This is a genomic window from Actinopolyspora mortivallis DSM 44261, assembly GCF_000384035.1.
Classification (GTDB): domain Bacteria; phylum Actinomycetota; class Actinomycetes; order Mycobacteriales; family Pseudonocardiaceae; genus Actinopolyspora; species Actinopolyspora mortivallis.
Genome location: NZ_KB913024.1, coordinates 3,189,273 through 3,213,992, shown reverse-complemented (window position 1 = coordinate 3,213,992; position 24,720 = coordinate 3,189,273). Strand labels below are relative to the sequence as shown.

Sequence of the window (24,720 nt, the reverse complement as noted above, 5' to 3'; positions counted from 1 at the left end):
AAGCGATGCCGCGGATACGGTTGCTGGCCGCTTTCGTGGTCGGTGTGCTGGTGCTGGCGGGGTGTTCGGGGAACGACGCGGACGAGGGGCCGCCGGAGTGGGTGCGTTCGCCGCCGGAGTATCTGTCGTGTGCGGGGATGGTGGACCCGCGGTTGGTGGTCGAGCTGATCCGGGCGGGTGATCTGATCGATCCCGATCCCGAGGACGCTACGGCCGAGGTGGATCCCGAGGAACCTTCGACCGAGTGCCATCCACTCCTGCAGAACCAGCTCGTTCTTGGCACTGATCCTGCTGATCCTCAGTACATGGCTCGTACCCTCAGTCCACCACCCGACCCGTTGTTGGTTCCGATTCCGGAGTTGCCCGGTTTTGTGATGCACGATCATGCGGTTCTGTATGTTTCGTGTACCCGTGGCTCCGAGACGCTTACTCTCGACAGCTCGATCAGCATTGACACGGATGAGTTGTTGAATCCGCGGACGCGGTTGGCGATGGCGCGGGTGCTGGTGGACACGACCAATCGGGCGCGGGACCGGTTCGGGTGTTCCGAGCGGGCGTTGTCCCTGCCGGGCGAGTTGCCGGAGATCCCGGGGTTGGACCAGGCGCGGCGTGTGGAGCCGCGGGACGGTTTCGATCGTCGGGTGTGCAGCGTCGACCTGGTGAAGGCCCTGCCCGGTTACGAGCCGCGGTCTTCGGGGGCGGTGGGTGAGGAGCTGCCGTGGGTGATGGAGACGCCACAGCCCAGCAGCCTGCTCAGCACGTGTGAGATCCGGGTCGGCCGCGGCGGTACGCGGGGGACCGTGCCCGGGAATCCGAAGGTGGCGTTTGTGACCTACAAGGGGGTGTTGGCACGGGCGCGGCAGGAGTCGGCGGAGTACTCGTGGCCGGAGTACGACCTCGTGTGTCAGGGCCAGCCGGTGTCGTACCGGATGTATCTGTCCGAGCCCGGAAGCCGACATGCCTGGTTGCGGGAGTTGCCGGACGATCCGGTCTACGAGAATGTGTTGTCCCGCTTCGTCCACGAGGACACCCGACGAGCCGGTTGTCCGAGTTCCTGAGTGCGGGGTCCCGGCGAGTGGGTGTGTCGAATCTGACCCCGTGTGTGTCCGAACGAGCACTGTGCGCTCGTGCCACACGATAGGGTGTCATCCGTTGTGGTGGCTGTGGCCGGAGTGTGCCGACGGGTGGGCGTCTCGGCCCGGTGCCACCGCCGCGTGGAACGTGGTTGATACAGGGGGAGGTGTCCGTTGGGGCGGGACGGTTTCGTCGTTGATGGGGATCTGGTCCAGCAGGGGCTGGAGGAGCTGAGACAGGCCCGGGACGAGGCCTGGGATCTCTGGGTAGAGACAGTGGCCATTGAACCGGGTGAGTTGACCGCTGAGGATCGGAATACGCAGGGGGCTCGGGAGGTGTTCCAGCAGCGGATGACCACTGGTGAGGGCTCGGTGCGTAGTGCGGCAGGCGAGATTCGTCTGCTGTTGGACGAGCGGATTCAGGCCTATGAGGAGGCGTTGGGCGAGTACGGCCGGGCCGAGGACACCGCGGAGGCCGAGCAGTCCCGGAGGGAGAGCTGAGTACGGTGCACGCTATGGACATCACACTGCGTCGTCTTGCCCGTTTGGGGGCCGGTGTGTTGGTGGTGGTGTTGGCGGGGTGTTCGGCCGGGGCCGGGCAGCAGGATCCGCCGGAGGGGCAGCCGAGCAGTTCCAGCCCGGAGACGGGGTCCGGGATGGAGATCGCGCACCCGAAGGACGCTGCCGCTGTGGACGTGTGCGACCTGCTTCCCGAGGAAGCAGCGACGTCACTCGGAGTGCAACAGCAGGGTGAGAAGAGCACGAACAACCTTGCCGGGAGTGGAACTCCCGCCTGCACATGGGAGAGCCGAGAGGGAAAGACCAAGGTGTCTTTGTCTCCTGCTCCGGGGCGTTCGATTCGGACTTATCGACAACACAAATCGGAGTACGTGGACTACAAAGAATTCGAAATCAGCGGATACTCTGTTGTTCAGGCTAACAGAGTTAAACCGTCGGAGGCCGGATCATGCGGTATGTTTCTTGTCGCGCAGGAAAAACAGCTCGTGCAATCTTTTGTTACTCTTCCTGTCGAGCAGGTCGGAAAGACTGATCCCTGTTCTCTGGCGAGGAAGGCGTTGAGGTTGTCGGTGTCGTCGTGGCCGGACGCGTAGTGGTGTGAGGAGTTCGTGATGACCGTACTGGGGATGTGCTACGCCAGCACCGCCAAGGAGTTGCGCAAGGCCATGGCGGGTTCGGAGGAGGCGACGAGTCTGCCCGCTCCGAGCTCGAAGGGGGCCGAGGCGTTGGGCAACGCGGCCAAGAAGTTCGACTCGATTCTGGAGAAGATCGACTCGGGGCTGGGCAAACTGGAGCGAGGCCATTCCGGTCGGGCGGCCGAGGCCGCCCGGGCGTCGATCGCCGAGGTGCGGCCGGTGGTGGAGCAGGCCGCCGAGCATTCCCGGAAGCTGGGGGAGGCACTGGACGAGCAGACGCGGGCACAGCACGAGACCTTCCGCGCGCTTCCCGTGGAGGGCGGGCGTCTTCCGGACGGCCGTCCGACACAGCTGCAGCCGCCGGACAAGAACTTCGCCGACCACACGCGTCTGTCCAGTGTTCCGGGTTTCGACTGGACGAGTGACTACGAGGAGAAGCAGGCCCGGTTCCAGGCCACCAACGACGAGGCCAACCGGGTGATGACCGAGTACAGCACCCGGACCGCCGAGTCCACCCGCAACACCGAGAAGTTCGACCCCGACAAGGCCGGAGAGGTCGATCCGGGACGGCGGGCCAGCTACGGCCCGGACGCGGGAAGTTTCGTTTCCGGCGCTTCCTTCGGCGCGGCAGGGGCCGGTGGTTCCGCCCCCGCCGGATCCTCCTCGGCATGGGCGGGTGGTTCTCCCGGTGTGGCCGGAACACCCGGTGCGGCCGGAACAGCCGGGGCGCCCACTGGAGGGGGCGGTGCCGTTCCCTCCGGATCCGGGACGTCCGCTCCGCCCGCCGGTTCGGGTTCGGCCTGGACGACCCCACCGGGAACGGTGCGCGGACCGGACGGGACGGTGTACCGGCAGGGCCCGGACGGCACCTGGCAGCGCCAGAACCCGTACAACGGGCGCTGGGCCCCGGCCCCGCACGGACCACCCGGCGCGGCGGGTGGTGCACGCGGTGTGGGTGGTGCGCCGCCACGCGGCGGTGGTGTGAGTCGGGTGCCGGGTGGCGCCGGGCGTGGCGAACTGGCTCCGGGGGGACGTTCCGGGGTCGGTGGTTTCGGGCCGAAAGGAAGCGGCGGCGCGGCTCCGGGAGGTGCCGCTGTCGGCCAGCCCGCCGGGCGTGGCGGTATGCGCGGGATGCCTATGGCCGGTGCCGGTAAACAGGGCGAAGGTCAGGACGAGGAGCACGAGCGTCCCGGCTGGCTGGTGGAGACCGAGGACGTGTTCACCAACGACATGCAGCGAGTGGCCCCACCGGTCATCGGTGAGACCCCACACGAAGGTGGACGGTGAGCGCCGTGGCGGGCACCCCGGCCGTCCGGGGTGCCCGGTGTCGCGGGCGCTCAGGCGAAACGGTCGGTCTTGACGGCCTCCACGAACGCCCGCCACTGCTCGCGGGTGGTGGTGACATAGCCGGCCGCGCGGTTCTTGGTGTCCCGGACGGCCGCGCCGTCACCTAACCGCCCCACCTCGACACAGGCGGTTTGGTGCTGTGAGTGGCTGGACTTATGCCATACAGCGCGCCTTCGTGCTGTCATCGCGAGTTCTCCATCTCCTTGGCGACACGGGTGATGAGGTCTGTCGATTCCGCAGTGCTCATCGCCAGTTGCCGGAGCTTACCGGCCGCTTCTTGATAGGCACGACCATCTTCGGGTTCGTGCAGGAACACGGCCGAGCTGTATTGCTCGATGTGCACGATGGGCCTCGAACTCGCGAATTCGAACAGGATGAAAGCCCCAGCATGGGCGGGGTGCCAGATTTCGAGGTCCATCGGAATGACCTGGACCGTCACGTTCGGCCACCCGGCCATGTCGGTGATCTGTCTGAGCTGTTCGGCGAGTACGGCGCGACCACCGATGGGGTTCCGCAGGGCTGTTTCGAGTATCAGCGCGGTGAAGTGAGGACCGTCTTCGCGTGTCAACACTTCGCGTCTTCCCTGACGTAACGCCACTCGCGCTTCGACATCGCTGTTCGAGGCGCCTGTCATCACCGCTCGCGTGTAGGCCGAAGTCTGAAACAACCCTGGCAGGACCATCGTCGAGACCTCCAGGACCTGTGCGGCATCCCGTTCGAACTCGATCAGTGTGGTCAACTCGTGTTGCGCACCAGGAACACCGGTTGACACCCAGTTCGGTTCATTGGCTCCACGAGCCATGCTCGTGAGCCGTTCCCGCTCACTTTCGGGAACTCCCAGCGCAGTAAGAACACTGGCTACGTATTCCGAGGTGGGAGCCGTCGATTGTCCGCTCTCGTAACGAGAGATCTTTGAGTGATCAGTTCCGAGACGGCGCGCCAGCTCTCGTACTCCTACCCCGCGTTCCTCACGCGCTTGCCGCAGCTCAGCTCCCAGAGCACGCGCACGAGGAGTTCCTTTGTTGGTGCGAGCCATACACCAATCCTAGAGGTGGAAGAGTTGGCGCTTCCTTCCTTCGATCGTGTTATTGCGGCCATTGGTGCAAGAGGTCATGCTGGTGCACACCAGAAACACCAGTGAACCACTAGAGAGGAAGGACGTCATGCCTCATCCGTTCACCTGGGTGCCCGCCGCGTGGCAGCGGCATGTGAGCAGGGATCCGGTCCCACCTCCGGGTATGGAGTTTCCGGAGGGTGTCGTGGTTTCGACGTTGTGCGGACAGGAGGTGACCTCGGCGACCGGGGAGCTGGCCTGGTTGTGGACCACCTGCCCGAGTTGTGACGACGCGGCCCGGGAGATCGTGGGAGCACCTCCGCGTCCGGAGATCTCCCCGGAGCGGGGTGAGTGCTCGTGAGTACCCGGCACGGGGAGTTGGCCACACTGCTGGCGCACGAGCAGTGGCGGCTGGAACAGTTGTCCTACGACGTGGCGAGGCGGCGGTGTACGGCGCGGCAGTGCTGCGAGGCGGCGACGGTGCTGGAGCGATTGTCCGCCGTGTTGCGGGAGTACGCGGCCCGGCTGCCCTTCGAGCGGAGCTGTGGAAACGGAACGGGCCCGTTCCTCATCACGCCGGAGGACGATTGCGATGTCTGAGCTGGCGGCCGTGGTGGCCACGGCATCGACGCTGTTCGCCGTGGCGGTGGTCCTGGCGGTGTCCGGTCAACGCGCCGGTCGGTCCCCGAGGCACGCACGGCAGGAGGGCGGTTCCGGCCCGGCGGCACGGCGGTTGGCGCTGGCCCACCTCGGGCAGCTCGCCATGGAGGGAGCGCCCACCGGGGAGCTGATCAGCTGGCCCACGGTGGACCCGGACCGGCACGGGCCTTCCCACTCCACCGGGATCCGGGAGCAGGACACCGTCCTTCCGGCGGCCGGGGAGGATCCCACGCTGGCGCTGCTGTGTCGTGTCCGCGACGGGCTTCGGCGGCTGTGAGCCGGTGAAGGGGGCGGCCGAGCCTCATTCGGGCGGGTGGGATCTCGCGGAGAGCGCGGCCGAGACGACACGTTCGTAGGCGTCCTTGTAGGCGCCCACGGCGGCTTTGCGGGTTCTCTCCGCCCGGATCGGCAACGGCAGTGCCGCGAGGCAGAGCAGCCCCGTCCCCAGGGACACGAAGGCGAGGACGTTGCCCGCCCGCACGTCGCCCTCTCTCCACAGCACGAGGCAGAACAACAACCCCGTCAGGGAGAACACTCCGGACAGCACACTCAACCAGGTCAACCGCAGGACCCTGCGACGCAGGACGAGGTGGCGTCGCCGGTTCTCGTCGAGAACCTCCTCGGAGAGCACGTCCACACCGGTTTCGTGCAGAACCCGCGCCGCCTCCTCCCGCGCGGTCGCGTTGCCACGCAGTTCGGCGAGCCCCGGACCGTCGAGGAAGTCGAACCCCATGTCGTGGTGCACGGGGGAGGAGCCGTGACGTCGCAGCAGCAGGCAGACCGCGTCGCCGGAGCGCTCGATTCGGTCCACCTTCCAGCCGCGGTTGGTGGCGAGTTCGCGGTATTCCGGCATCGTGAGCCTGCTCGGGGGGCGTCCAGGTTCACTCGGACGATTCCCGAGGCGTCCGGGCGGGCGTGGTCGAGTCGTTCCAGGAACTCGTGTCTGGTCGCGTCGTTCGAGGGGGTCATGGGGTGCTCTCGGGGGTGTGGCGGCGGAAGAGCAGGTTCCACGCGTTGTCCGTGATGTTCTCGTCGTGGTAGGTCCAGCCGTGTTCCTCGGCGGTGCGCAGGATCTCGGCCTTCGGCAGCTCCCCCAACTCGTCCCGACGCAACGTCATGGTGTCCGCAGCGGTGTTCTCCTCGAGGAGTGAGGCAAGTTTCCGTCGGTGTCGCCTTCCACTAATGCCGTCCCTGGGATGTATGGGTCTGTTTTCCGTGCCGGACAACAAATTATTCTCGTCGTCCTGAGTGATTCTCTTTCGGAAGCTGATCGTGCGAGAGATCATGCTGACGAAATCGAAACCCTCCTTTTCGGCCATATCTCGAAGCATCTCGTCAGATATCTTCGAGTAAGCGCCGGAGTACAGTTTTGAACTTCCTGTAGTGGATTCGTTTTTACGTAGGTCCTGGCGGACCTTGTCCAGATGCTGTTGCAAAGATTGGCGCCGTTGTTCGACCAAAAAATATGATCCCGATCAGGAGCATGAGGGAAAATATTCCGAACACGGCCAAGAATACGTAGTAGAAGATCATTGTTTGTCTTTCGTTGTTTCGGTTTCGTTCACGTGTTTCCTTCCAGTCTGGAGAGGATGGAACTTCGCTGTTCCTGGTTCCAGGTGATGCTTCCGCAGATCTCTCCCATCATGGCGACATAGTCCTTCCAGTCCCACAGGCACTCGGTGGTCAGCGCGAAGACGGCGAGTTGCTCGCGTGTGACCGGCGGATCCTGTCAATCCCCTTCCTCCGACGCCGCCTGTGGGGCAGGCTGGATCACATGCGACCGGACCAGCGGCTCGTGGACGCTGCCGTGGAACAGATGCGGCGTCGTGCCCGCACCGAGGCTGCTGCGGTGTACCTGCACGACGGCAGCATCCTGACCAGTGTGGCACTCGACAATCTCAACGCCGCAGCCAACCTGTGCGCGGAAACCGGCGCGATCTGCCGAGCTCACACGCTCGGCGCCACGATCACCGCCTCCGTGTTCGTCAGCGCGTGGGAGGACGACTCCGGGATCTCGGTGCTCGCCCCCTGCGGCATCTGTCAGGAACGTCTCGCTCCATGGGGGCCGGACGTCCTGGTGGGGGTGGCCGCCCCGGAGACGGACTCAGGTTGGGCAGTGCGCAGCCTCCGGGAACTCAACCCGTTCTACTGGGGACGGTACTTCGCCGACGGCGACGCCTGGCCCGCACCCGGGATTCACTCCCCCTGAACCCGGGTGTCGGACCGGGCGAAGACGGGTCGAAAACGCCGATCACCAGGTGACCGGCAGCCGTCGGGGCGCGCGGATGAAACTGCCCGTCTTCCAGGTCACCTCGTCCTCGGCCACGGCCAGTTCCAGACCGGGCAGCGCACCGACGAGCCCGCGCAGCCCCACGTCGAGTTCCAGTTTGGCCAGCTGCGCTCCCAGGCACCGGTGGATCCCACTGCCGAAGGCGAGGTGCCGGTTGTCCCGCCGTTCCACGTCGAGCTCGTTCGGGCGGTCGAACTCCCGCTCGTCACGGTTGGCCGCCGACAACGCGACGAGCACCACCTCTCCCTCCTCGATAGTCACCCCGCCCACCTCGACCCGCTCGACGGCGACGCGGGGCAGAGTGACGTCGAAGTTGAACAGCGAGATGTAGCGCAGCAGCTCGTCCACGGCCGCGGGCACACGCTCCGGGTCGTGGGTGAGCGCCCGCCACTGCTCGGGATGCCTGCCGAGCAGCACCAGCACCGAGTTGGCGAGCTGGTTCTTGGTGGTCTCGTGCCCGGCCGCCAGCAGCATGAGACCGAACAGCACCAGCTCGTTCTCGTCCAGCCGGTCGTCGACGTCGCGGGCTTCGACCAGGGCGCTGAGCAGGTCCTCCGCCGGTTGGCGACGTTTCTCGGCGACCAGCCCCGCGATGTAGTCCCGCAGACTCTCCCAACCGTGTTGCACCTGTTCCGAGGGTGCTCCCTCGACACTGGTGATCAGTTCGGTCCACCGCTCGAAGTCCTTCTGGTCGGAAAGAGGGACGCCGAGGATCTCGCAGATCATCCTGATCGGCAGCGGCGCGGTGAACCGTTCGATCAGGTCCACCGGCGGGGTCGTGGTGACGAGGTCCGCGAGCAACTCGTCGACCACCTCCCGCACCCGTGGGCGCAGGGCCTCGATGCGTCTGGGAGTGAACGCCTTCGTGGCCAGTTTCCGGACCCGGGTGTGCTCGGGCGGGTCCAGCGCCAGAATCGCGCCCGGTGGCACGGAGAGCGTGCCGAGACGGGGAATGTGCGGCTTGGACGCTTCGGCGAGGCTGAACCGCTGGTCGGCGAGCACGCTGCGGGCCTGCTCGTGGCCGAGGACCAGCCACGCCTCGTGCCCGTGGAAGTCGACGCGTGTGACCGGCTGTTCGGCGCGCAACCGCGCGTACAACGGGTCCGGGTGGTGCACGGTCGAGTTGTCGAACGGGAAAACGGGTGGTGCCTGCGACGATGCGCTCATGACGACTCCCGTCGGGAACGATGTCGATCGGATCCTTCCGATTCGGGGTTCCGACGTGTCGAACCGAAACGTGTCCGTGCCCGTCGGAAACATCGGAACACGCGATGATATGTCGGACACGGAAGCGATATCGCCCGCTGAACGAGTGAGAAGGCGTGTGCCCACCGACGACGGTGAATATTCCACGACGCGGGGGCGGTGAGCGGCGGAACGGCCCGTCCCGGCCAGGGGGTCGGGGAGAACGTTTCCCGTCGGGAGCGTTCGCGCGGAGATTCTTTTTCGTCGTTTCCGGATTCCGGGGGTTTTCCGTCTTGCCGGGCGAGGGGACTCCGGTGATTCCCCGGCGCGTCTCACCAGGGGAAGGAAACGGATTCACGGTCTCCGGAGACCGGCACGTTTCGTGTGGGAACGATGACACAGCGCGAGAAATCCCGGGAATCACGTGCGAACCCCGCGCCGACCCCCTCGGCGCCGACCCGCCCGTTGTTCGTCCGGACAAGAAAACACGGGAACTCATGTCGGACCACATGAATACGCCGTGGGCGAGGTCACCTACTATCCACCGCACACTTACCGCGAACACACATGCCGGCCTCAAGTCGCGAACACCGCCCCAGCAGTCCGCCTCGTCGGGAAAGCATGTGTCCCCTCGGCCGAAGGAGTAGCAGTGTTTGACATCAGCCCATCGGTGCTGACGACCTTCGCCGCGTATCTGGTCGTCATGATCGTGATCGGGGTGTGGGTGTACCGGCGGACCAACACCCTCGCGGACTTCGCGCTCGGCGGTCGCCGCCTGAACGCGCCGACGGCGGCGCTGTCGGCGCAGGCCAGTGACATGTCCGGCTGGCTGTTGCTCGGTCTTCCCGGGGCGGTCTACGCCCAGGGAGTGGGAGCCACCTGGATCGCGATAGGGCTGGCCGCGGGCACCTACCTCAACTGGCTGCTCGTCGCTCCGCGGCTGCGTACCTACACCGAACGGGCGAGTAACGCGGTGAGCCTGTCGGCCTACCTGGAGTCGCGGTTCGAGGACGGGACCCGTTCGCTCCGCCTGGTGTCGGCGCTGGTGATCGTGGTGTTCTTCACCGTCTACGTCTCCAGCGGTCTCGTCGCGGGCGGTGTGCTGTTCGAGGACGTCTTCGGCGTGGACTCGAGGCTGGCGATCACCGTGTCCGTGGCGGTGATCGTGATGTACGCCTTCCTCGGCGGGTTCCTCGCGGTGAGCTTCACCGACGTGGTGCAGGGAACGATGATGTTCCTGGCGCTGCTGGTGCTCCCGCTGATGGGCATCGCCCTGTTGGGCGGTTTCGGTGGCCTGGGTGGTGCGCTCGCCGAACGCACCCCGGCGTTGCTGGACATGGGCCGGCAGGCCAGTTTCACCGACGGCACCTGGTCGGCGGGCGGCGGACTGGGCTTCGTCTCGATCGTGTCCCTGCTCGCCTGGGGACCGGGCTACTTCGGTCAGCCGCACATCCTGGCGCGGTTCATGGGCATCCGCAGCGTGCACCACATCCCCGTGGCCCGCCGCATCAGCACCAGCTGGGTGCTGGTGACCCTGCTCGGTGCCTCCCTGGTCGGGCTGGTCGGCATCGGCCTGCTGGACCAGCCGTTGGACAACCCGGAGCGGGTGTTCATCGCCCTGGCCCGTGAACTGCTGAACCCCTGGGTCGCGGGCGTGCTGCTGGCCGCGGTGCTGGCCGCGATCATGTCCACCGCCGACAGTCAGCTGCTCGTCGCCTCCACCGCGCTGACCGAGGACTTCTACCGCGCCTTCGTCCACAGGGCCGCCTCGGAACGCGCCCTCGTGTGGGTCGGGCGTGCCACGGTGATCCTGGTGGCGATCGTCGCCTACGTGATCGCGCTCGGCGGGGGAGCGGTGCTGGACATCGTCTCCTACGCGTGGGCGGGCTTCGGCTCCGCCTTCGGACCGGTGATTCTGCTGTCGCTGTTCTGGCCCCGGATGACCTGGACCGGCGCTCTCGGCGGCATCGTCGGTGGGGCCGTCACCGTCGTGGTGTGGCAGAACGTGGAGGCGCTCAGCGGCACCGGCGTCTACGAGATGATCCCCGGCTGGATCGTCGCCCTGCTGGCCATCGTGGTGTGCAACGGGATCGGCCACCGTCCCCAGCGGGACTGGTCCGGGCCCATGACCGAACCGGACTCGGAGAGCCGGGCCGTGCGGGCCTGACGGGTTCCGCACGACCTGTTTCGAGCAGGTGGCCACGGTGGTTTTGTTTGATCGTGTCCGTTTCGTGACCACACGTTCCGAAACGGCTGTGTCTCCTCCGACGATATCCCTGAAGGATGCCGCTGGCGTTGTGACAAGGAGAGAGTGTGACGGACACGCATCAGCAGTCGGGGGGCTCGGCTGCGGCGCCCAAGAACGGCATGGGGATCACCGCCCTCGTGCTGGGAATCGTCGGGATCCTGCTCGCCTGGATCCCGGTCATCGGTTTTCTCGGGTTCATTCTGGGGATTCTGGCGATCATCTTCGGCGTCATCGCCGTGGTGCGCGCGCACAAGGGCACGGCGACCAACATGGTCATGAGCTATATCGGGCTCGCCGCCGGTGTGGTCGCCCTCGTCGTGTCCATCGTGGTGTTCACCGTGCTCGTCAACGAGGTGGACAAGCAGCTTGACAACATGAACACCGGCCCTGGAGGAGGACAGGGCGCTCCGTCCCGGGACGAGCAGGGTGGTTCGGGGACCGAGCAGGGCGACGGTGCCGGACAGGTGGTCTACGAGATCACCGGCTCGGGCAGCGTCGCTTCGGTCACCTATGGCAAGGGCACTCAGACCAGCCAGGACACCAACGCGGAACTGCCGTGGTCCCAGAAGACCGAGGCCGCCGAAGGGGTGGAGTTCTACTCGTTGACCGCCCAGAACGGTCAGGAAGGCGGTGAGATCGCCTGCAAGATCACCGTCGACGGTGAGGTGCTCGCCGAGAACACCAGCAACGGGCCCCACGCCGTGGTGAACTGCAACGGCAACACCGGATTCTGAGGCTGCCCCTCCTGATCCGGTTCGGGGTGAACGCGCACCACGCCCCGGAAACCTCCGCGTGAGGTCCGGGGCGTGGCGTGCACATGGGAGGTCGTGTGTTCCTCCCCGGGGGCGGAACAGGCCGCGACGAGGACGGCGGTTCTGGTCCGGCGTCCGCGCCGCCCCCGGGAGCGGCACCGTGACCGGAACCGTTCACCGGCCGGTCTCGCCGTAGAAGTCCGTCGGGTCGAGGAGACCGATCGGAACGCGTGCCGTGCTCGGTGGCGAGTGTGAGTCCTCCACGCCGCGCAGCGCCAGAGCCAGCCGCGGTCGGTGGTCGAGCTGGCGCGCGATCTCGAAGAAAGCGGCCAGGATGTGCACGCACGGGCGCTTGCGCCCGGTGCAGTCACAGTTCGTGGTCACCACGTCCGGTTGGGGGGCGGGTGGTTGGCCGGCCCGAACGAGGGCGCTGTGGACGGTGTCAGGGAGGTCGTCGCCGTGGCCGGTCACCAGCTCCCGGGCCCGCTCGACGTGTTCCCGGTCCCAGACCGGCATGTCCACGCGCACGCGGTGCGAACCGCTGTGGTGCACGACGGCCGTGATCTCGCCGGGACGGAGTTCCACGTCGGTGACGTGGTCGCGACGCGCCAGCGAACGCGCCTTGGGCAGGGCCGGATCAGGTCGGGTCAGTGAGGTGGGTTCGGCGAGACGTCGCCAGTCCCGTCCCCAGGCCGTGGTACCGAATTCGCTGTTCAAGGTCGGCCCTCGTGTCTCGGCAGGAGCAGTTCGTGGAGTTGCTCGTCCGACAGTCGTGTCAGATCGGTGTCGATGCCGGTGCTCTCGCCCGTGGCCGTTCCCGCGAGGGACCGTTTGCCCTCGTGCATCTCGGCGATGGCTTCTTCCAGGGTGCGTTCGGTCAGTAGCGTGTGGACGGTGACCGTGCGGTCCTGGCCGATCCGGTGAGCCCGGTCGCTGGCCTGGTCCTCCACAGCCGGATTCCACCACCGGTCGTAGTGCAGCACGTGTGTGGCGCGGGTCAGGTTGAGACCGAAACCCGCCGCGCGCAGGCTCAGGATGAGCACGGCGGGCCCCTGGGGATCGTCCTGGAAACGGGTGACGATCTCCTGTCGTGCCCCGGTGCCCAGACCGCCGTGCAGGAACGGAACCTCGTCCGTGGCCAGCTCGTCGCGGAAGTGCTCGGCGAGCAGCTCCCCGGTCCCGCGGTACTGCGTGAACACCAGGGCCCGGGCCCCGTTCGACGTGAGCTCGGCGAGCATCTCGGTAGCCCGGTCGAGTTTGCCGGACCGGCCGGCCAGCGGTTTGCCCTCCGCGCTCACGAGTTCGGGATGGTTGCAGATCTGCTTGAGACGGGTGAGCAGGGCCAGGATCCGGCCGCGGCGACTCGTTCCGGACCCGAACCCCTCCTCGAAAGCCTCGTTCAGGCTGGCTCGGTAGAGTCGTTCCTGCTCGTCGGTCATCGCGCACACGACGCTGGTCTCCAGCTTGCTCGGCAGCTCCGGGGCGACGTCCTCCTTGCGACGGCGAAGAATGTGGGGACCGACGATTTCGTGCAGCCGTTGGGCGGCGGCCCGCGAGTTGTTCCGCTGGACGGGCCCCACGAAACGCCTTCTGAAGCGCGCGTGGGTGCCGAGCAGACCGGGATTGGTGAACGCCATCAGCGACCACAGTTCGTCGAGCCGGTTCTCGACCGGTGTACCGGTCATGGCGATGCGCAGTTCGGCCCGCAACTCGCGTGCTGCCCGGGAGCCCAGTGAGTCGGGGTTCTTGATCTGCTGGGCCTCGTCGAGGACCACAGCCTGCCAGGACCTGTCGGACAGGGCCGCGTCGCCGCGCAGCACCCCGTAGGTGGTGAGCACGACGGTTCCGGGCCGTGCCGTCTCCAGTGTCCGCGACCGGTCCGGGCCGGTGTGGGTCAGCACGTCGACGTCCGGGGCGAACCGGGCCAGCTCGCGGGACCAGTTACCGAGCAGCGAGGTGGGACACACGACCAGGTTGGGCTGCTCTCGGCACTCCCACAACAGCGCGATCGCCTGCACGGTCTTGCCGAGTCCCATGTCGTCGGCGAGCACGCCGCCGCCGTGTTCGGAGGCGGCGCGCAGCCAGGCCACCCCGGCGCGTTGGTAGGGGCGCAGCACCGCCTGCGGCGAGGAGGAGTCGCGGGTCCGGGCCCTGGTGACAGCGCGGCGCGCGGCGTCGACGGCGGCCGAGGCCGACCAGATCGTGGTGCGGTCCAGACCGAGAACGGCGTGACCGGCGGTGGGAAGGAGTCCGACGAGCCCGTCGGTGGGCTCGCCGTGGTGGATCGCGGCGGCGATGCGGGCCCAGACCCGCAGGGAGCATCCGACTTTCTCCGGCGGTGACCAGGAAGACAGGGTTACCACCGCCGGTTCCGCGGCGACGAGCGTCGCCGGCACCGTGCGGGGTGTGATCCTTCTTCCGGTGCTGTCCGGCAGCGCCAGGGTCAACGAGGTTTCGTCCCCCGGCGGCAGGCCGAGTTCCTCGGCGGTCCCGGCCGGATCGTCGACCCCCCACCAGGCGAAACCGTCCGACTCGACCACGAAACTCGCCTGCAGGTTGCCCGGCAGCGGGGCGTGCGGCCGGGACGGAGAAGTGATCGACAAGTCGCGCCCCGTTCTGCGAAAAGACGTTTCCCTTTTCCGGCGACCATGCTACGCGCCGCCGGGAAATCGGCGTGGATGCTCGTGCGGGATTCACAGAATTGTCGGAAAAGGCTTGACACGACCGCCGATTCTCCTTACCTGGGTCGTCCGGCCGGGAGGAACCGTCGCCGGGGGCGCTCGGTCGCCCACGAGTTCGTGCCGGTGCCGGCAACGACGAGATCGCAGTGCCGTCGTGGGAACGCGGGCTCCTTCCACGAGGGTCGGCATCACGTACGCGAGTAGGAATTCCCTCCGGAAAAACGGAACCGCGTCCCGCACACCCGGGAACGACTAGGGTCCGGAGAAACTCCGTCGGAGCTGTCCGCATCCGCCGGGGATTCACTGATTCGCCGTCGATCTCACCCGAACGAGGGTTGAGGGGAGCGGGATGTGCGCTTTTTCGCGGATACCGAACAGCCGACCGTCGCCGTCGTCGGGCTCGGGTACGTGGGCTCGTGCGTGGCCGCCGCCCTGGCCGAGCGGGGGGCGCGTGTCATCGGTGTCGACAGCGACGCCGGGCGCGTCGCGGAGCTCAACGCTGGGTACGTGCGGCTCAACGAGCCCGGGTTGAGCGAACTCATGGGGCGGTGGCTCGGTGGCCCGCGTTTGTCGGTCACCGACGACTGCCGTGTCACCTCCGAGGCCGACGTGGTGCTGGTCACGGTCGGCACCCCGGTGCGGGACGACGGAACCCTGGACGACGAGCAACTCAGGCACGCCTGTCACGAGCTCGGACGGCGTCTGCGGCGGGGACAGCTCGTGATCGCCAAGAGCACGGTGCCGCCGGGAACGACCAGGAACCTCCTCGTGCCGCTGCTGGAGAGCGGAGGGCTGCGTTGCGGCGAGGACTTCGGTCTCGCGTTCAGCCCCGAACGGCTTTCCGAAGGCAGTGCACTCCACGAGCTGAGCACCTTCCCGATCGTGGTCGGGGGATGGTGTCCGGACAGTTCCCGCGCGGCGCAGGCGTTCTGGCGGCGCGGTCTCGGCGTCGAGGTGCACCCGGTGGAACCGGTCGAGGCCGCCGAGATCGTCAAACTGGTCAACAACTGGTGGATCGACCACAACATCGCCCTGGCCAACGAGGTGGGAAGGTTCTGCACGGCTTTCGGGGTCGATTCGCTCCGGGTCATCGCCGCGGCGAACACCATCCGTCGCGGCAACGGCCCGGTCAACGTGCTGCTTCCCAGTGTCGGTGTCGGCGGCTCGTGCCTGACCAAGGACCCGTGGATGGTGCACCGGGCGGCGCGGGAACGGGGCGTGCGGCTGCGAACCGTCCCCACGGCCCGCGAGGTCAACGACTCGATGCCGCACCACACCTGCGAGATGATCCTGGAGGACCTGCGGGTGCGGGGCCGCGCCCCTCGGGAGTCCACTGTGGCCGTGCTCGGGCTGGCCTACAAGAACAACACCGGTGACCTGCGCGAGACCCCGACGCTGCCGGTGGTCGAACGGTTGCGCCGCCGCGGGGTGGCGGTGTCGGTGTACGACCCCCTCGCCGACCCCCGCGAGGTCGAGACGATGTTCGGTGTGACCCCGTGCGTCTCGGCCTACGAGGCAGCCTCCGGCGCCGACTGCGTCGCGGTTCTGGCGTGGCACAGGGTGATGGAGGACCTCGATTTCGGCGAGCTCGCCCGCTCGACCGCCGAGGGATGCCTGGTGTTCGACGGCCGCGCCTACTTCACCGGGGACGTGATCGGCAGCATCGAGAGGTGCGGACTCCGCTATGGCGGAGTCGGGAGGTGAGTCCATGTCCCGCTTCGTGGTGACCGGCGGGTGCGGTTTCATCGGCAGCCACCTCGTGGAACGCCTGCTCGCACGGGGGGATGACGTGGTCGTCGTGGACGCCGCCCCGTGGCCACACGAGCACGATCCCGCGCGACACCCCGGAACGGTGCGCCACGTCCGTGTCGACGTCCGTGTTCCGGAGCAGCTCACCCGCGTCGTGCCGGAGCGGGTCGAGGCGATCTTCCACCTCGCCGCCACCGTCGGTGTCGACCGCTATCTCGACCGGCCGCTGGAGGTCGTCGACACCGCGTTGGAGGGCACGAGGAACGTGCCGCACGCGGCCGAGCGGACCGGCGCCAAGGTGGTGCTGGCGAGCACGAGCGAGGTCTACGGCAGGAACCCGGACGTGCCGTGGCACGAGGACGACGACCGGGTTCTGGGCAGCACGACGGCACACCGCTGGTGCTACTCCACGAGCAAGGCACTGGCCGAGCACGTGACGTTCGCGTTCGCGCGCCTGCACGGTCTCCGGGCGACGGTGCTGCGCTACTTCAACGTGTACGGTCCCGGCCAACGGCCCGCCTTCGTCATCAGCCGCGGCGTGCACCGCGCGCTGCGCGGTGTCCCCCCGGTGGTCTACGACGACGGTGGGCAGACCCGGTGCTTCACCTTCGTCGACGACGCGGTGGAGGCGACGCTGCGCGCTGCCTCCACCCCCGCTGCCGACGGGCTGTGCCTCAACATCGGCGGTTCCGACGAGACGTCCGTCCGTGAGGTGGTGGAGACACGGGGGAAGATGCGCTGCTACGACGCCGGTCTCGCGATCAACGCTCCGTCCGCCGACGACGCACAGGTCTACTACGGCAACTTCGAGGAGGAGTTCCGCAACTTCTGGAACAACAGCAACTACTACTCGGTGCTGGCCGGGCTGGGCTACCTTCCCGACAAGCCGCTTCCGAAGCTTCGGCACATGCCCGAAGCCGTGGAAACCGTGCACCGGGTCTTCGACAGGATTCGTGACGAGCAGAAGTACCTGCTGAACACGCTTCCCTCGTGTCACGAGTACCTCAAGGCCCAACACACTCGATAACCCGGGTCGTGGGTTCGCGACCCCGACAGGGGCCTGAGTGAGGTGGGTGCCTTCACACCCCAGAGGAACTCGTCATTCGGAGAACTTCCGGGAGAACAGGTACGCGCAGTGGAGCCCTCCGAACAGTGTCATGAGGACTCCCGCGGAAAGGGCGATGAGAACTTCCCACGTGGTCTCTCCGAGGACCAGTTCTCCTCCGCGGGTCGCCACGAGCACCATCCCCGGGATCACGGAAAACGCCTTGACGTAACTTACTTTCCTCTCGTCCAAGGTCATTCCTCCTGCCAGGTGGGGAGAGGAGGTCACGTGTCATCGCGACCACCGCGAGGGCGGTGCTGTCCGCAGGTGGGATCCGGCTTTCGGGACGAACACGCTAACAACGAAGCGTCACCGGCACCAACGCCTCTCCGGGGCTTATCACCTGACCGGAGCAGCACTGCTTCGCGCGTGCGACGGGTCCGCGGAGGCTGGGCTCCCGCTGTCATCGGGGCTGACGGACATCGAGGAGGTCGGGCAGCCGTACGGCTTTCGACATCCAGCTCTCACACGGTCTCGGCAGACAAGGCACGAAATCCGCCCCACATGTGCCCCACGAAGCGAGTGGTGATGATCAGGCGACGGTGATCGATTTGGCGTCCCGTCGCAGGTCAACCGGCTAATCTATTGTGCGCCCTCGGCAGGATTCGAACCTGCGACACCCGCTTTAGGAGGACTGCCGACACCGCATGCAGGCGTTTGACCTGCGTCGATGGTTGTTCCATGTGTCGCTGTCGTTCCAACTGTCTCGCCCGATTCACCTACTTCATGCTCACGAAGGCTGATTCCTACCAGGAAATCGAACAGAGAATTCAGACTAATTATCACCTTTTGAATCGTGAGGGGAATCTGATGTGTGATCATGAGCAGATGATCTTAGTTGGTTGACTCTATGGGCTACGCGCTCAGCCGCGTGTATCGGGTCGTCGTGTTCCCATACACGGATGACTTCCCATCCCGCTTGTTGGAGACGTCGGTCGGTGTCGAGGTCACGACGACGATTATCCGCGATTTTATTGTTCCAGAAGGTGGCCGTAGTACCCTTGGCCGGACGGTAGTGTTCATCACAACCGTGCCAGAAGCAGCCATCGAGGAAAACAGCGATCTTCTGTTTGGGAAAGACGAGGTCGGCGGTGCGGCGAACATCCTTGATCGGTCGAGTGTCCACACGGTATCGGAGGCCGAGAGCGTGTACGGCTGAACGTAGTGCCTTCTCCGGGCGAGTATCACGTCTCTTGTTCGCTCGCATGATCGTCCGTGAGGCAGGAGTGGTCGCCCAAGACTCAGAATTTACCGCCCGATTGACGGTGTCGTCTGAGGTATTCATGTCGAGTAAATTTTCTCGTCGCACCGTATACCACGCTTCGGCGAGATTAGCCTCTCGCGTATCCCGAGTGACCTCCCCGACATAGCGTTCGTGTGTTTTTCCGTTGACGGACCAGCGCAGGTACGCGTAGATCCGTCGACTTTGACGAAGGACTCTTAGGGCTATGGAAGCGTGTACCTTGCGTCCTTCTGGGAGGAGGATTTCGCGCGCTTCCCGACCTCCGGCCGCGTTGTCCTGCTCCGCGGCGCGTTCAGACCTGCTTAGTCCACGGGGTGTCTTCCATGCCGTGTCGGGTGGCTTGGATTCTTTCCATAGTGGGTGTGAGTTCGTCATGACGCGGCGTGTGAATGAAGGCGCTGTTTCAGTGATTTCGCGACAGCGTTGGCCGTGACGCGACCAAGTTCGACGGGGACCGCGTTGCCGAGCTGACGCATCTTCTCGCTCCGGGGGCCCGCGATTTCCCAATCATCAGGGAAGGTCATGACACGCGCGGCTTCGCGTACGGTCATGTAGCGAATAGAACCATCCGGCTTACGCAGTACGGTCTCACCACCTGGCACGCCGTGTACTCCCGCTTTGATGGTCTTGGCGGGCCGGTCCAACAAGTTGGGGGTATGACCAGGATACTCACGAGCGCCCGGCCAGGCGAAGTGGTGCAGAAACCCGTTATCCGGGTGTTCGATCTTCTCGTGCACTGGCTCACCTAGCTTGGGCTCTTCCGTGATCGCGTCACGCAGTGTTCGCCATCTCTGAGTTTTCTCCGCTTCCTCAAGGATTCGCGACGATAGTTCCGGACTATAGCGGTTCTTCTTGAAGACTTTGTGCTCGTCCCAGTACTCACCGTTGGCCTGCGCGCACAGCAACGCTGACTCCGAGTGCGTCGGTTTGGGAAATTCCCATCCCGCCAAGCCAAGGTCACGACGAAAGGCGATAACGAACACTCGCCAGCGAATCTGGGGAACGCCGTAGTCGGCGGCGTTGACCAGAAAGTGGGCGACGTCGTAGCGCTCTGTCGGGTCCGCGCCCTCCTTAGTGAGGGCCTGGCGGAGGCGCCTGTCGTGATCGCGCCATTCTTCGTCTTCGACACGTTTCTCGAAGGGGGCACGGAGTTCGTTGAGAATGTAGTCGTAGTACGGCTTGAACGAGGGTCGCAGCAGCCCCTTGACGTTCTCGGCGATGACCGCGCGTGGACGTGTCTCACGTACGACTCGAAACAGCTCGGGCCAGAGATTGCGGTCGTCCTCGTAGCCCTTGTGAACACCACCGAGTGACCACGGTTGGCACGGGACACCGCCGGCGACCACATCGACCTCACCAGTCCACCGCGTGAAGTCCACCTCACGAATATCACCCTCGATGAGTGGCCACTGGGAGTTCAGGGTCTCCGCCTGACGAGTCTCGGGGGCGAACGGCTCCGCGACATTGGCCCGTAACGTCTCACACGCGCGGCGATCCGACTCCACGGCGATCAGATGGCGAAAGCCCACGTCGTGCATCGCCAAGGCCAGTCCTCCACCGCCGGTGAATAGCTCGACGCTGGTGCCGAGTTCCGGAGGACTTGACAAGGGCAAGGTCATCTGAGCAGCGGATTCGGTGAACACGACAGGACTATACCGCGGTTTTGGTTCGAACGCACGTGCGATACGGTGAAAGATTAGTCACTCGTTTGGAGGAGGCTCTTCGCCCGCCTCGCCCTGGGGATCACGGAGATTCAATCCAGTTATCTCGACCACCTCGTCGTCGTGTTTGCGCCAGTACAAGCGGGCACTCTTGTAGGAGGTTTCCTCCTGGTACAGGATTACGTACCCAGGCAGCACCGTGGCTTGCCACCCTCGGGGCAAAGCCTCTACCGCTTCGCGTAGCAAGTCTCGCGCGGACGTCTCATGAGCGGGGATCTTCGCGAGGTAAGTCGTGTCAGCCTTCCGCGGAGACAACGCTTTGCTGTCGTATCGCAGATTGAAAGGTAAAGCGGTCTTGACCGCCTCCAAATACTTCGTGACGGGGTAGTAACCTGGCTCGAGACCCGTGGAGACGAGGACGTCGAGATCCACTGGATACCACGCGTCGAAGTGATTGGATTTGACCACCGAGTGGTCGCGATTGCGCCCAGGGTCATTGTTGCCGAACCCATTGAAGTTCCAAGGTAGCGTCTGTCGCCGCCTATCTTTGTACTTGTTGATCAACATAGTTTCCGGAGCGGCCGCTTCCAGGTCCTCGTCGACATACAAGCACTGGAAACTTATCTCACTAAGTGAGATCCCCGCTCGTCCCGAGAGTTTCCGGATGTGATCACCAAGACGCCCGGGAAGATCCTTGCTTGACTTGCTCTTGCTCGCTTTACCCACGTAGACGCGTTCACCGCGCAGAAACAGCTCATACACTCCAGGACGTTCTTCCAGAGCTTCTACGTTCTCCTTCGTGAGAGGAGCGGGTTCGAGTCGGGCCAAGGCTTCCGCCAACTGGTCCGCCATAGCGCGTGTGATGCTGAGCTTGAACTCAGCGAAAGCTTGCGATGTAGTGGATTCAGCCACATATGACAACATATCGCATCGTCCGGGCATGATCAACGGGTGGTGGTTCTCATGGCGTGTAACCTGGTTGCGACAGCGAACTTGACGGATACGCGCACGTGTTCTTAGATATTCGCGATCCTTGGATTGGAAGCTGTATAAATTGGGATCGTATGTTTATAAAATGATTAAAATTTCAGTCAGCAGATTGTGAATTAAGATTATTTATTGGTGGGGGTGCTCATGAAACAGGTCCTTGTGACGGTGGGTACTTGTCGGTAATTTTTCAATCAAATGAAACTGAAGGGCCATGTGGAGTGGTCTCATGGATGCTCGACATAGATAGGTTGAAGTCAGGGTGTCGCGTTCGTCGTCGCCGGCTTTCTGGCTGAGCCAGATGGTCATGAGCACTTCCCGGATGGCGGCCAGGTCGGAGTAGCCGGACCATTCGAGTAGGTCGTAGCCGTAGATGCCGACGAAGGTCTCGTACTTTTCGCGGGTGTGCCAGCCGAAGCGGTCGTAGTACATGGCCGTTTGGATCAGGTCCCATTCGCGAGGGCCGGTGGCGAAGCCGTCCAGGTCGATGAGTACGGCGTGGCCGTCGGACGCCCGGATGACGTTGCCTATACTCGCGTCACCGTGCACGGGGCCGTGTGGCAGCACGAACTCCAGTTCGTTCCACTTGCGGCGGGCGTCGGCGAGCCCTTCGTGGAGGAACGCGAGGTCGTCGTCGGAGACGCCGCGGACCTTGGCCAAGCGGGTGTCGGCGCGAACGAACGGGTCGAGTTCGGGAAGTTCCAGCGTCTCTGGAGGATCGAGTCGGTGCAGGTCGCGGATCAGCGTGGCGACCTGGCCGATGTCGCCGTACTCCTCGTGCTCCGACACCGACTCCCACACGGTCGCCACACGACCGTCGACCACGATGGGCTGCTCCACGTCGAGAGCACGCGTAGCCGGATAGTCGGCCGATTCGAGCCACCGCGCGACCGCCACCTCCTTGGCGGCCGCGTCGGCATACCGCGAGGTCCGGGCGATCCGCACGATCACCGGCTCCCGCAACCGGAACACGGCGTTCTCACCGATCCTGACCAGCTCGGCTCCGGCCGATTCCAGGCCCGTGCGCTGGCACACCTGCTTCAGGGTCTGAGCGGCGGTCTCGCGGGTGAGCGGTTCGACGGTCTCGGCTGCCTCGTCCTGGCTACGCGTCATACCTCGACCATATCGCTTTGGAGACCCGGAACAGGTGTGCAGAGTTCCTCCTCGCTATTAAGCGATACAAATCTGAACTGCCTGGTGAGCTGGTACATCCGGCGAGCGCCACCGCCTCACTATCTGCTAAGTAAGGCAAGCTAGCGCCAGGCGAGATGGATGGGCAGGTTACTTGTTTTCAGTGAAACTGCGTTCGTTCGGTGGTGGTCTTTTGAAAGTGGGATCTCCAAAGTCATGATTGCGGCTATTCCATGCTCGATTGATCCAATTCTGTAGTTCATTTTCCTGTAGTTGGTCATAAACCCCAACCTTTGCGAAGAGTCTCGATAAAACTTCGCTGACATGCGGAGATGATTCTTTGATGATTTCAAGTGTCGTTTTGGCAGCCATGCTCACAACCGCGTCAAGTGTGTATCCCCTTCCACGAAAAGGTGCGATTTCAGGGTCTTCATCGGGCGGCTGCAATGCTATGAGGAGGTCTCGAGATCCATCCCACTGCGAACTGATACGCGTATGTGCAAGGTCTCCTAGTGCGTAATTTAGTACCGTGAGTTTGCGAAGCCCGGATGCGGCTAACCAATCTCGAGGAGAAGTGCGAACTCCGCGTTCTTCTAGGCGCATTGCTTTCTCAGGTTTCTTACGGTGCGCCTCCAAGCGACAAATTGCTTCAACAACTGGACGCAGGACTCCCATAGCTCGATCGTCATCTTCAAGCCACAACCATAAGCTCGACCGAAGACCACTGCAAATAAGTGCGCATGAATTGCGCTTATATTTATTTGAAGACCAAATAGATGCGAGCCCCAGGGCTTCGGATACTACAATAATTCTAATCAGTTTATTATTTAGCGGGGCGAAGTCTAACTCTTCACCGAGTATAGATTCCTCGATCGAGAAGGAATGTTCGGCCTCTCGGAGTGCGCGATATCTGAAATCAGAGAACTGGATGTCTGAAATTTCCGCATTTGTAAAATGCCGCTCGAGTGGTCTTTGGCCCCGGAAAACTGATTCAGCGTATTCATGACCTGTCTTGAGCTCGTTTTTTATATTGCTTTCATAGATCAGATTTGGTGTGAGTGGCCACAACCAGTGCGACGGATACGGATACGATCCTGACTGTGTGTCCTGCCATTTTTGCATTTCTTGATACCGGACACCATCTAGGTTTCCTGACTCTTCGTATAGAGTTATAATGCACACGTAGAGCCTCTCGACGCAGGCTTCAAGAGCATCAAGGATACGGTTTCCGGCAAACAATAGATCGAGTTCGAATTCTCGATTGACTTGAAGAAGGTTAGCAGTGTCATGAAAAATGAGATCAACGCCACGACCGCGAGCGTGAAGAATCTCCGAAAGGTCGTTGTATACTTGTCCTATTGAGACGTAGCGATTTCCAGATGGGAGCCAGACATGATTCCCTTGATTTTTCGATCGTTCTTGATTGTTGCGAATTAGTGGATTTGGTGGACGTTTAGATGTCCAAATGCGATCGAAATAATTTGCGGTCGTTTCGCCTTCTTGGCGTTGAAAATTCCCGTTGTGTTCAAGATTGATAGACCAACGCTCGAGTTGCGATCGCGAAATCTGCGCTGCCCCCACTATCTGTCCGCTTGTCAAAAATCTAATCGACCCAAGGATGCTATCTGCCCCCCAGTTCAAATGCTGGATCCAGTTGATTCCATGAGGAGAAAGTGATTTGTGGAAGTGGGTGCCGGTTCTGCGTAGTCCGTGGAATACTGGAAACAAGCGCGATGATATGGATCTTGCACGAGAAAGAATCTCTGGGTGCGCGGTCCCTACTAGCTTCATACGTTGATTGTGGCGCGATACCAACGCTCCGTAAAGTGAATCAATTCCTCTAGTAGCGGCACGTTCATATTCCGAAACTGTTGATCCGACAGTTTTTCCGTATTCTTCGAGTCTTTTCCCTTTGAAGTATCCTCGGTTTGCATGTTTCTGTCGGCGCTGATTTCTTTTTCGTCCCAACTGTATCCTTGTTTGTGGAGAAATGCTGTCAGGTTTTAGTGTGTGCTCGGTCTATGTATCGCTTTTGCGGTGTTGAACTGTTACATCCCTGGTTCGACGACTGTTTATGGTCAAATTTTTGAGTGGTTGGAGCTCCCAGAAAAAATGCTCTATATGATTCTGCGATCATGACAGTCAATAGCTGTGGCACGCGTCGAAAGTCAGCGCCAACCGGCTATAGGGGCTCCTACCTAGGTCGGCCAGGTCAGGTTGAATCGGAGGGTCCTGCAGGGCGCATCAAATGCGCAAGCCGACTGTAACCAGCACAACCGCTCTGCGCCACACCTAGCGAAGGGCTGAGACCTCCGTAGGCAAGCGACGTGTCCGCAACTCCGCTTTGGTTGGTGCCATAGAATCGAAGCGAGTTTCTTAACTGAGACATGAGGATCTGCG

General features: G+C 63.8%; 25 protein-coding genes. 12 read left to right on the top strand and 13 right to left on the bottom strand.

The genetic code is table 11. From position 1 onward, the window contains the following. The first annotated feature begins 5 nt into the window (after nt 1–5). The 4 genes from ACTMO_RS0115125 to ACTMO_RS0115115 all read left to right on the top strand — a co-directional run bounded on the left by ACTMO_RS0115125 (nt 6) and on the right by ACTMO_RS0115115 (nt 3,514). Complete coding sequence (locus ACTMO_RS0115125; protein WP_157062907.1) at nt 6–1,058, top strand: hypothetical protein; 1,053 nt, start codon at nt 6–8, stop codon at nt 1,056–1,058. 189 nt (nt 1,059–1,247) lie between these two features. Then, the gene (locus ACTMO_RS0115120; protein WP_019855530.1) at nt 1,248–1,574 is read left to right on the top strand and encodes a hypothetical protein; all 327 of its coding nucleotides are present in this window, start codon (nt 1,248–1,250) and stop codon (nt 1,572–1,574) included. A gap of 14 nt (nt 1,575–1,588) precedes the next feature. Then, the gene (locus ACTMO_RS22485; protein ID WP_157062906.1) at nt 1,589–2,185 is read left to right on the top strand and encodes a DUF3558 domain-containing protein; all 597 of its coding nucleotides are present in this window, start codon (nt 1,589–1,591) and stop codon (nt 2,183–2,185) included. 18 nt (nt 2,186–2,203) lie between these two features. Next, a complete protein-coding gene (locus ACTMO_RS0115115) occupies nt 2,204–3,514 on the top strand; it encodes a hypothetical protein (RefSeq protein ID WP_019855529.1) in 1,311 nt (436 codons plus the stop codon). A 50-nt stretch (nt 3,515–3,564) separates the two neighbouring features. Here ACTMO_RS0115115 and ACTMO_RS0115110 read toward each other — a convergent pair whose 3' ends face one another. Next, nucleotides 3,565–3,759: a DUF397 domain-containing protein gene (locus ACTMO_RS0115110; protein ID WP_026449275.1), complete on the bottom strand. Its 195-nt coding sequence runs from the start codon at nt 3,757–3,759 to the stop codon at nt 3,565–3,567. Next, nucleotides 3,756–4,610, bottom strand: coding sequence for a helix-turn-helix domain-containing protein (locus tag ACTMO_RS0115105; RefSeq protein ID WP_026449274.1), 855 nt, complete (start codon nt 4,608–4,610; stop codon nt 3,756–3,758). The genes ACTMO_RS0115110 and ACTMO_RS0115105 overlap by 4 nt, the downstream gene beginning before the upstream one ends. 127 nt (nt 4,611–4,737) lie before the next feature. On the opposite strand from ACTMO_RS0115105, the gene ACTMO_RS0115100 reads away from it, so the two are divergent. The 3 genes from ACTMO_RS0115100 to ACTMO_RS0115090 are packed head-to-tail and all read left to right on the top strand — an operon-like array spanning nt 4,738 to nt 5,565. Next, on the top strand, nt 4,738–4,989 hold the full coding sequence (locus tag ACTMO_RS0115100) for an HC3 family zinc finger protein (RefSeq protein WP_019855526.1): 252 nt from the start codon (nt 4,738–4,740) through the stop codon (nt 4,987–4,989). Then, nucleotides 4,986–5,228, top strand: coding sequence for a hypothetical protein (locus ACTMO_RS0115095; protein WP_157062905.1), 243 nt, complete (start codon nt 4,986–4,988; stop codon nt 5,226–5,228). Before ACTMO_RS0115100 ends, ACTMO_RS0115095 begins: the two co-directional genes overlap by 4 nt. Then, a complete protein-coding gene (locus ACTMO_RS0115090; RefSeq protein ID WP_019855524.1) occupies nt 5,221–5,565 on the top strand; it encodes a hypothetical protein in 345 nt (114 codons plus the stop codon). Before ACTMO_RS0115095 ends, ACTMO_RS0115090 begins: the two co-directional genes overlap by 8 nt. A 24-nt stretch (nt 5,566–5,589) precedes the next feature. Here ACTMO_RS0115090 and ACTMO_RS0115085 read toward each other — a convergent pair whose 3' ends face one another. Next, the gene (locus ACTMO_RS0115085; protein ID WP_019855523.1) at nt 5,590–6,141 is read right to left on the bottom strand and encodes a hypothetical protein; all 552 of its coding nucleotides are present in this window, start codon (nt 6,139–6,141) and stop codon (nt 5,590–5,592) included. Between the two features lie 112 nt (nt 6,142–6,253). Then, nucleotides 6,254–6,406 (bottom strand): hypothetical protein, encoded by a 153-nt coding sequence (locus ACTMO_RS23055; RefSeq protein ID WP_019855522.1) that lies wholly within the window; start codon nt 6,404–6,406, stop codon nt 6,254–6,256. Between the two features lie 656 nt (nt 6,407–7,062). On the opposite strand from ACTMO_RS23055, the gene ACTMO_RS0115070 reads away from it, so the two are divergent. Then, on the top strand, nt 7,063–7,497 hold the full coding sequence (locus ACTMO_RS0115070; protein ID WP_019855521.1) for a cytidine deaminase: 435 nt from the start codon (nt 7,063–7,065) through the stop codon (nt 7,495–7,497). A gap of 42 nt (nt 7,498–7,539) precedes the next feature. Here ACTMO_RS0115070 and ACTMO_RS0115065 read toward each other — a convergent pair whose 3' ends face one another. Next, a complete protein-coding gene (locus ACTMO_RS0115065) occupies nt 7,540–8,745 on the bottom strand; it encodes a cytochrome P450 (protein WP_019855520.1) in 1,206 nt (401 codons plus the stop codon). A 667-nt stretch (nt 8,746–9,412) separates the two neighbouring features. Here ACTMO_RS0115065 and putP point away from each other — a divergent pair. Together putP and ACTMO_RS0115055 are read left to right on the top strand one after the other, a co-directional pair. Then, nucleotides 9,413–10,930: a sodium/proline symporter PutP gene (gene putP / locus ACTMO_RS0115060; protein ID WP_033401552.1), complete on the top strand. Its 1,518-nt coding sequence runs from the start codon at nt 9,413–9,415 to the stop codon at nt 10,928–10,930. A gap of 146 nt (nt 10,931–11,076) precedes the next feature. Further along, on the top strand, nt 11,077–11,745 hold the full coding sequence (locus ACTMO_RS0115055; RefSeq protein ID WP_019855518.1) for an MmpS family transport accessory protein: 669 nt from the start codon (nt 11,077–11,079) through the stop codon (nt 11,743–11,745). Between the two features lie 192 nt (nt 11,746–11,937). Here the strand turns inward: ACTMO_RS0115055 and ACTMO_RS0115050 are convergent, their stop codons facing one another. Together ACTMO_RS0115050 and ACTMO_RS0115045 are read right to left on the bottom strand one after the other, a co-directional pair. Continuing rightward, nucleotides 11,938–12,480 (bottom strand): SWIM zinc finger family protein, encoded by a 543-nt coding sequence (locus ACTMO_RS0115050; protein ID WP_019855517.1) that lies wholly within the window; start codon nt 12,478–12,480, stop codon nt 11,938–11,940. Then, a complete protein-coding gene (locus ACTMO_RS0115045) occupies nt 12,477–14,366 on the bottom strand; it encodes a DEAD/DEAH box helicase (RefSeq protein WP_019855516.1) in 1,890 nt (629 codons plus the stop codon). Before ACTMO_RS0115045 ends, ACTMO_RS0115050 begins: the two co-directional genes overlap by 4 nt. Before the next feature lie 429 nt (nt 14,367–14,795). Here ACTMO_RS0115045 and ACTMO_RS0115040 point away from each other — a divergent pair, with 429 nt between their 5' ends. Together ACTMO_RS0115040 and ACTMO_RS21200 are read left to right on the top strand one after the other, a co-directional pair. After that, on the top strand, nt 14,796–16,148 hold the full coding sequence (locus ACTMO_RS0115040) for a nucleotide sugar dehydrogenase (protein WP_019855515.1): 1,353 nt from the start codon (nt 14,796–14,798) through the stop codon (nt 16,146–16,148). Nucleotides 16,149–16,152: 4 nt separating this feature from the next. Beyond that, nucleotides 16,153–17,220 (top strand): NAD-dependent epimerase/dehydratase family protein, encoded by a 1,068-nt coding sequence (locus tag ACTMO_RS21200; RefSeq protein ID WP_084792378.1) that lies wholly within the window; start codon nt 16,153–16,155, stop codon nt 17,218–17,220. A gap of 72 nt (nt 17,221–17,292) precedes the next feature. Here the strand turns inward: ACTMO_RS21200 and ACTMO_RS0115030 are convergent, their stop codons facing one another. From ACTMO_RS0115030 to ACTMO_RS23050, 6 genes are all read right to left on the bottom strand, one after another. Continuing rightward, nucleotides 17,293–17,490 carry a hypothetical protein gene (locus ACTMO_RS0115030; protein WP_157062904.1) on the bottom strand — a complete coding sequence of 66 codons (198 nt, stop codon included), beginning with the start codon at nt 17,488–17,490 and terminating at the stop codon, nt 17,293–17,295. A 583-nt stretch (nt 17,491–18,073) separates the two neighbouring features. Then, on the bottom strand, nt 18,074–18,505 hold the full coding sequence (gene vsr / locus ACTMO_RS23520; RefSeq protein ID WP_245556199.1) for a DNA mismatch endonuclease Vsr: 432 nt from the start codon (nt 18,503–18,505) through the stop codon (nt 18,074–18,076). 407 nt (nt 18,506–18,912) lie between these two features. Beyond that, nucleotides 18,913–20,079 (bottom strand): DNA cytosine methyltransferase, encoded by a 1,167-nt coding sequence (locus ACTMO_RS0115020; protein WP_019855511.1) that lies wholly within the window; start codon nt 20,077–20,079, stop codon nt 18,913–18,915. Nucleotides 20,080–20,241: 162 nt separating this feature from the next. Further along, the gene (locus ACTMO_RS0115015) at nt 20,242–21,114 is read right to left on the bottom strand and encodes a GIY-YIG nuclease family protein (protein WP_026449270.1); all 873 of its coding nucleotides are present in this window, start codon (nt 21,112–21,114) and stop codon (nt 20,242–20,244) included. A 204-nt stretch (nt 21,115–21,318) separates the two neighbouring features. Next, nucleotides 21,319–22,302, bottom strand: coding sequence for a phosphotransferase enzyme family protein (locus ACTMO_RS21195; RefSeq protein ID WP_019855509.1), 984 nt, complete (start codon nt 22,300–22,302; stop codon nt 21,319–21,321). Between the two features lie 168 nt (nt 22,303–22,470). Further along, entirely contained in the window at nt 22,471–24,288 is a 1,818-nt protein-coding gene (locus ACTMO_RS23050; RefSeq protein ID WP_169509069.1) for a hypothetical protein, read from the bottom strand. Nucleotides 24,289–24,720 lie beyond the last annotated feature (432 nt).